8 protein-coding genes are annotated in these 7,213 nt (G+C 45.2%); 6 read left to right on the forward strand and 2 right to left on the reverse strand.

What is annotated here, in order from left to right; genetic code table 11:
- Both WBA23_RS04650 and WBA23_RS04655 read left to right on the forward strand, forming a co-directional pair.
- A partial coding sequence (locus WBA23_RS04650) for a zinc-dependent alcohol dehydrogenase (RefSeq protein ID WP_424581083.1) occupies positions 1-610 on the forward strand: 610 nt, incomplete at its 5' end.
- A gap of 3 nt (positions 611-613) precedes the next feature.
- The gene (locus tag WBA23_RS04655; protein WP_424581084.1) at positions 614-1,390 is read left to right on the forward strand and encodes an SDR family NAD(P)-dependent oxidoreductase; all 777 of its coding nucleotides are present in this window, start codon (positions 614-616) and stop codon (positions 1,388-1,390) included.
- Between the two features lie 233 nt (positions 1,391-1,623).
- On the opposite strand, the gene WBA23_RS04660 is transcribed toward WBA23_RS04655, so the two are convergent.
- Positions 1,624-3,210 (reverse strand): OstA-like protein, encoded by a 1,587-nt coding sequence (locus WBA23_RS04660; protein ID WP_424581085.1) that lies wholly within the window; start codon positions 3,208-3,210, stop codon positions 1,624-1,626.
- 37 nt (positions 3,211-3,247) lie between these two features.
- On the opposite strand from WBA23_RS04660, the gene tilS reads away from it, so the two are divergent.
- The 4 genes from tilS to WBA23_RS04680 all read left to right on the forward strand — a co-directional run bounded on the left by tilS (position 3,248) and on the right by WBA23_RS04680 (position 6,714).
- Positions 3,248-4,588, forward strand: coding sequence for a tRNA lysidine(34) synthetase TilS (tilS, locus tag WBA23_RS04665; protein ID WP_424581086.1), 1,341 nt, complete (start codon positions 3,248-3,250; stop codon positions 4,586-4,588).
- 63 nt (positions 4,589-4,651) lie between these two features.
- Positions 4,652-5,173 carry a Crp/Fnr family transcriptional regulator gene (locus WBA23_RS04670; protein ID WP_424581087.1) on the forward strand — a complete coding sequence of 174 codons (522 nt, stop codon included), beginning with the start codon at positions 4,652-4,654 and terminating at the stop codon, positions 5,171-5,173.
- A gap of 79 nt (positions 5,174-5,252) precedes the next feature.
- Positions 5,253-6,179 carry a malate dehydrogenase gene (gene mdh, locus WBA23_RS04675; RefSeq protein ID WP_424581088.1) on the forward strand — a complete coding sequence of 309 codons (927 nt, stop codon included), beginning with the start codon at positions 5,253-5,255 and terminating at the stop codon, positions 6,177-6,179.
- A gap of 46 nt (positions 6,180-6,225) precedes the next feature.
- Complete coding sequence (locus WBA23_RS04680; RefSeq protein WP_424581089.1) at positions 6,226-6,714, forward strand: hypothetical protein; 489 nt, start codon at positions 6,226-6,228, stop codon at positions 6,712-6,714.
- 214 nt (positions 6,715-6,928) lie between these two features.
- Here the strand turns inward: WBA23_RS04680 and WBA23_RS04685 are convergent.
- On the reverse strand, positions 6,929-7,213 hold a 285-nt coding region (locus WBA23_RS04685), incomplete at its 5' end, for a peroxiredoxin family protein (protein WP_424581090.1).

Consider the following 7,213-nt stretch of genomic DNA (forward strand, 5'->3'; position numbering starts at 1 on the left):
GGAATATGGAGCATTGGTAGAACCACTTGCTGTGGCGGTACATGTGGTAGAAGAAGTAGCTTTGTTTCGACTGGGCGATGTAGTGCTTCTATCAGGGCCGGGGCCGATTGGTTTACTATGCCTAAAGATGATGCTGGCCCACGGACTGAAAGTGATTGTAGCCGGTACGAGTGAGGACGATCTACGGTTGGAAATGGCTCGGAAGTACGGGGCGGCCCGCACGGTAGTCGTAAACCAGGAAAATCTGGCAGAAGTGATTGCTGAGGAAACCGACGGGCAGGGAGTAGCGCTGGCGATTGAAACGGCCGGAGCGGAAGCATCGGTACAAAACTGCCTGCGATCTCTTCGTCCGCTAGGCTGCTACGTGCAAGTTGGCCACTTTGGTCGAGACCTGGTGCTTCCCTGGGATTTGGTGGCATTTAGGCAACTGAAAATCTACGGTTCGGTAGGCTACACCAAAGAAACCTGGCGACGAACGATGCAGATTCTAGGTCAACAAACGCTAGATTTAAGCGACGTTATCACCCACCGCTTTCCCCTGTCCGATTGGCGCAAGGGTTTTGATTTGATGGAAGAAAAACAAGCGGTGAAAGTACTGCTTAATCCGTAATTGATGAGATTCACTGATAAAGTAGCGATCATCACTGGGGCGGGAACTGGAATTGGTTACGAGATTGCTCGACAACTAGTACAAGAAGGAGCCTCAGTAGTGCTGAATGATTTAGACGCTTCGTTAGCTCACCAAGCGGCAGCAACAATTCAGTCGGAAGGGGAGGGGCAATGTGTGGCTTTTCCGGGTGATGCCAGTCAGGTAAAATTTACGCAGCAGATTGTGGAAGAAGCAGTAACGCAGTTTGATAGGATAGATATCGTAGTTCCTAATGCTGGAATCACCATGTTCGGTGATTTTTTTTCTTTTAGGCCAGAAGATTTTCAGCGAGTAGTAGACTTAAATTTGCGAGGAGGATTTTTTCTGACTCAAGCGGCCACCCGGCAAATGCGTGACCAGGGGCAAGGCGGACGAGTTTTACTAATGTCATCAGTAATTGGCGTACAGGCTGCAGCTAAACTAACCGTGTACGCCATGACCAAAGCCGCGTTGAGCATGATGGGGAAAAATCTGGTCGCCGAACTATCCCCGCATCAGATCACGATTAATGCCTTAGCTCCCGGAGCTACGGTGACCGAGCGTACTTTACAGGAAGATGAGAATTATGTAGAAAGCTGGCAGCGAGTTACCCCCACTCAGCGACCAGCAGAAATAGCCGATATTGCCCAGGCTGCCCTCTTTTTTCTCTCTCCGAAAGCTTCTCAGATTACCGGACAAACATTGGTAGTAGACGGTGGCTGGACGGCCACCAGCCCGTTTCCTTATGATAAACAAGGGTGATAGTCAATATTTGCTTTTAATAAGAGAGTATTAAATCCCCTTAACCCTGTTCCATAGTGGTTCTTTACAAAAGGGAAAATAGTCAATGGATACCACAAAGCTTACAGCATGAACCAATTATACCCAATTAATTGTCTTTCCCCCTTAGAAAAAGGGGGATACAGGGGGATTTGTTACGAATCTTAAATAAGAAAACACACTAATAATACTGGTATCATAACCGTAAATGCGTGCTAAGGAAACGTAGGAATCGGCACGGGCTTCACCTCAATATTGATGGGTGGCGGACCGGGAACGTCGGGAGGAATGTAGTCAAATATAGTTTCTAACGTAGGGCGTTCCTCAATTCGCCAGGCAAAACCGTCTAGCTTGGTTTCTTCGGGGGTAATCTCGTGAGGAGGTACGAATCTACCTTCTGGCTTCACATCAAACTTGATACTGCTCAGCTCATTCTTTTCGAAGAAGATATAAATATCACTGCACAGAATGCGGTTCATCGCTACAATCATCGAATCACCCTGTAACGGAAAATAAATACTCTCTCCGTTGCCGTGCACATTGATATTGGAGATATTCCCCTGATCGAAGTAGGCTTCCATATCTCGGCCTTTGATCTGATTGAAGTTGCTAAGCGTATCGGTGGAAACCACAAAAGAATTATCGGTAGCGTTCATTTTGTGAATCTGTCCGTTGAGTAGTTCAATATTGATGGAGTCGGCTTCAATCTGGCTACCCTGGGCCCATAGCACTGGGTCTTGAAAAAAGTGCAGCACCGAATCCACAATATGATAAGCCAAAGAATCCGCAATTCCCTGAAGATCAGAGCGATAGATGCGGACATTCGGATACGCCAAAATTCGTTCGTTAGCTGGAATAGAGTCTTCTACACTTACTAGCGTATCTGCTGCCAAGTATAAAGTGTCACCTTCCATCACTTTTTTCATTACCGGACTGCCGTATATCTTGGTAATTCCTTCTTCCATTAGGTAAAAGGCAGAGTCGCCAATAATAGTAACGTCTTGCTCTTTAGAAACCATCTCTACGTTGCTGGTCGCGTTATAACGTTTATTCAGCTCATCGGCAAATAATTGGTCAGCACTAATTAGGTAAGCGTCCGTTTCAATAGTGCCTAATCCAAAGATCGACTGTTTATCAGTGGTGCTAATCTCACTGCCCGCTTCTGCATTCAATTGGGTGCTATCTTTGGAAGTAATCACTGTTGGTCCCCGGGTGTAGGCAACTTGGGTAACCGTATTATACTCCAACGTATCAGCTTCCAACGTATATTCTGGATTTATTAGTACTACACTGTCCTTAAAAGCCGCTAAATTAGTGGCCGCTTGGTAGGTACCTAGCCGACTAGTTAGCACATTCGTTGTATCTATTAACTTTCCGCCCTCATAATAATAAGCGATGTTATCAGCCAGGTTATAGTCCAAGAAATCTGTGTAGAGCTTCATACTAGGATCTTGGTAGATCACATTATCCCGCATTTCAGCTATGCGATTATTGCCGTCGTAACGAAGTCGGCCCCCGGTTACTACGATTGTATCGCCTTCCTCAATCCGAACAATATCGCCAAATACTTCGGCAAAGTTCCGTTCCGGATAGCGAAGTACGGAATCACCGTAAATGCGGGTATTTCCTTGTACCAAACGAACATCTCCAATTAACTTCTGGAAATTATTTCCATCCGCATCTTTACCACCTTTCAACTGATCGGCATGTTCAATTTGAAGCTTACCTTGACCGAAAGCGGAAGTTAAAACAACAAATAAAAGCAAACCGGTGAATACCGCGTAGCGTAATAAATTCTTCATTCTATTTTGTACCTTACCATAGCTAACGGCAAAAGCATTGAATTCATTTCAAGAAAAGTTTCGTAAATATACGAACGAACAACGGTTGTTTGGATCAAATGATCGAATCCTTCTTTCGGTAAGTGGGGGGGGTGACTCATTGGTACTTTGCCATTTGTTCTCGCAAGAGCACCAGCACTGGGCCATTGCCCACGTTAATTTTCAACTACGGGGTGAGGAATCTGTACAGGACGAAGCATTCGTTCAGCAATTGGCAGAGCGGTATAATGTCCCTTTTTTTAGTAGTTCGTTCGACACTCAAGTTTTTGCCGAAAACCAGAAAATATCGACCCAAATGGCAGCCCGTCAGCTTCGTCGGGAGTGGTTCACCCACTTAGCCACCAACGAAGGATTCAACTACGTTGCCTTAGCTCACCATCATAACGATCAGCTGGAGACTATGCTACTGAATTTGGCCAATGGTAGTGGGATTGCAGGGCTGCGAGGTATGTTGCCCAAAACTGGAATTTGGGTTCGTCCGCTACTCTGGGCCACTAAAGATGAAATCAAAGCTTACGCCCAAGAGAATCAACTGATGTGGCGAGAAGATCGTAGCAATGCGGAAGATAAATACCAGCGCAATTGGGTGCGACATCACATTATTCCGGCCTTGCAAAAGATCAATCCAGCGTTGTTGGCGACGACTCAGGCTACGTTTCAGCGATTACAAGACGTAGAAGCTATTTTTCAGCAGGAAGTAGAAAAGGTTGGTAGTGAGGTGATTACTAAAAAAGGCGATACGTTATTTATCCAAAAAAATATTTTAAAAAGTCACCCACAAGCAACCTCTTTGTTATTGGAATGGATTTTATCCTACGGCTTTACCTGGAACGATGTTGAACAGATAATGACCGTTATTAAAAGTGATAGTCAACCCGGAAAGCAATTCTTCTCGGAAAGCTACTGCCTATGGATTGATCGGGAGCAATTAATCATTACGTCAAAAGATTCTCCAACCGTATTTTCCGCTCAACTTCAAGTAGAAGAAACCACAGAAACTTCTTTTGGACAATTACGGGGTAGAAAGTTAGAAGGCTTGGCGTATCAAATAAAATCGGATGCTAGCGTCGCAGCGTTGGCGTACGATAAACTTCAATTTCCCCTTCAAGTTCGGCACTGGCAACCGGGCGATACGTTCCAGCCGTTAGGAATGAAGCAACGCAAAAAGATTAGCGACTTTCTTATTGATGGTAAAGTGCCTCGCTACATCAAAGCACGAACACTAGTACTGCTTTCGGGTGAAAAGATAGTATGGATTATTGGTCATCGGATTGATCACCGCTTTCGCTTATCTAAACCAGATGAACCGGTGTACGAAATTACCTGGCAACCCTGCTGATTCAGGAAAAACTGTGTACTTTTATTCAATCAGCAATCAGCAATCAGCAATCAGCAATTTGTAATGCGTAATCCTTTTCAGCGATCTTTTACAGACGAGGAGCTAGGGCTCATTAACTTTCTATCGACCTTTCAATTGTTTGAGCAACTAACTGCCAAAGAGAAATCAGCCTTCTTTTCGTATTTATACCTGAGAAAATACAAGGAAGATGAAGTAGTCTTTTTTAGGAAAGATCCTAGCCACGCTTTGTACTTGGTAAAAAAGGGCCGGGTGGCCCTGCTGATTGATGAAGAGCAAGACTTTGAAACACTAAACATTATTTCCACCGGCCAATCGTTCGGCAACAACAGTCTGTTAGTAAAGACTCAACGCCCCTATAGTTCGGTAGTGCGCTCCACCGAAGCTGAACTTTACGTAATACCCCACGTAAATATTCAGGATATATTCGCCAGCAACCCCCAGATCAAAGCGAAAATGTTAGCCTCGCTGGGTGAAGTATACGATGCCTACTTACAAGATTTATTTCACGTATATCGCTCAGCCAAGGGCTTTTTTAACCTTAATCAAGTGAGTGCCAATATTTAGGCAATCCGGTTTGGGTTTGTCTCTATCCTGATTTAGATTGCATGAGCGAATATTTTTTAAACCAAAATCAACCTAGTTTATGAAAGTTACTGTAGTAGGAGCGGGTAATGTAGGTGCTACCTGCGCTGATGTACTGGCTTACCGTGAAATTGCGAATGAAGTCGTCGTCGTCGATATTAAAGAAGGCTTGGCCGAAGGAAAAGCCCTTGACATCTGGGAAAAAGCCCCGATTAACCTGTACGATACTCGCACTATTGGGTCTACCAACGATTACAGCAAAACCGCTGGCTCGGAAGTAGTGGTAATTACCTCGGGCTTACCTCGTAAACCGGGGATGTCGCGCGATGATCTAATTGGTACTAACGCCAAGATCGTAAAATCAGTAACGGAAAATGTTATTGAGCATTCGCCTGATGCCATTATTATTGTGGTGTCTAACCCGCTGGATGTGATGACCTATCAAGCACACCTTACTTCAAAAGCACCCCGCACCAAAGTAATGGGCATGGCGGGTATCCTGGACACCGCTCGCTACCGGGCATTTTTGGCCGAAGCGCTGGATGTTTCCCCCAAAGATATTCAGGCGGTGCTAATGGGTGGCCACGGCGATACAATGGTCCCTCTGCCTCGCTACACCACGGTGGGCGGTATTCCGGTAACCGAACTGATTGACGACGAGAAATTAGAAGCTATTGTGCAACGAACCAAAACCGGTGGGGGAGAGCTAGTTAAACTGATGGGTACCTCAGCTTGGTACGCTCCCGGTTCAGCCGCCGCTCAAATGGTAGAAGCTATTGTGCGCGATCAGCGACGAGTATTCCCGGTATGTATTCAACTGGATGGCGAATACGGCATTAATGATTGTTATTTGGGAGTGCCGGTAATTTTGGGCAAGAACGGGGTAGAGAAAGTGATCGAGTTACAGTTGAACGACGATGAAATGGAGTTGCTGAAAACCTCTGAGCAACACGTGCGAGAAGTGATGAAGGTACTGGAAGATATGTAATAATCTAATTGATAGTTGACAGTTGATAATTGATAGTGTGTGTCAAATGGTTCGCTTTTACTTTTCTATTATCTATTTTCAACTGTCAATTTTTCTGTTGCTTATCACTGCCTGTCAACCGTCGGCAACCCCGAGCAGTGAGATTGCAACGTTGGAAGTTGAAGCATTAGCTACGGGTGATTCTTTAGAAGACCAATCGCTTTCCCAAATAACGCTTCTTTCTCAGCAGATTCAACAAGTACGACAGTTGCAAGGGCAGTTTCGTAAAGACCTGGACAGCCTCTATACGCTCGGTTCAGCTCCCAAGGCACGAAATCAAACCGATACACTGGAAAACATCTATTTTACCCTAACTGATGCTGAAACGGCCTGGATCGTTTTACGAACCCAGTATCCTAATCAATTTGATAGTGCTAAGCTCGAGAGTGATACTGTTCAAACTCCAGATTTTGAATCGTCCTTAGAAACAGTGCAGAGCGCGCTAAGCAATAGCATTGAGCGAGCGGAACGCTGGCGGGCTACGCATCGGAAATAGAACTTTTACCAATATTAGTTGATTTGTGTTTCAGGCAAGATTAGATAATAATCCCCTGCCCCCCCCATTCCATGGTGGCTCTTTAGGAAAGGGGAAAGTATCATTCGATTACTAACAAATTATCATGTGAATTAGGATATCAAGCTGCATTTCCCCCTTTTTAAAAGGAGGCCGCCGTGGAACGGGCTAGGGGGATTTTTAAAGCGCAACAATACTAAGCACCGCCAAATATCTCACTAAGCTTTCCCTCTAAAGCCGGTCCTCGGAGGTTTTTAGCAACAATATTCCCGTCAGGATCAATGAGCACCGTGGCGGGAATTGCATTAATATTATACAGCCGAGCCGCTTGCGAATCAAAGTACTGCAAGTCGGAAACGTGTTTCCAAGTGAGTTGATCCTTCTCAATAGCCGCTACCCAGTCTTCCTTAGAGCGATCGAGTGAAACCCCGTAAATTTCAAACCCCTCGTCTTTGTACTTCTCGTACATTCGCACCACGTT

The organism is Tunicatimonas sp. (assembly GCF_049647865.1).
GTDB lineage: Bacteria > Bacteroidota > Bacteroidia > Cytophagales > Cyclobacteriaceae > Tunicatimonas.

Coding starts and splice junctions, on each gene's coding strand:
- WBA23_RS04655 (WP_424581084.1), top strand. CDS start 614: ATGAGATTCACTGATAAAGTAGCGATCATCACTGGGGCGGGAACTGGA.
- WBA23_RS04660 (WP_424581085.1), bottom strand. CDS start 3,210: ATGAAGAATTTATTACGCTACGCGGTATTCACCGGTTTGCTTTTATTT.
- WBA23_RS04670 (WP_424581087.1), top strand. CDS start 4,652: ATGCGTAATCCTTTTCAGCGATCTTTTACAGACGAGGAGCTAGGGCTC.
- WBA23_RS04680 (WP_424581089.1), top strand. CDS start 6,226: ATGGTTCGCTTTTACTTTTCTATTATCTATTTTCAACTGTCAATTTTT.
- mdh (WP_424581088.1), top strand. CDS start 5,253: ATGAAAGTTACTGTAGTAGGAGCGGGTAATGTAGGTGCTACCTGCGCT.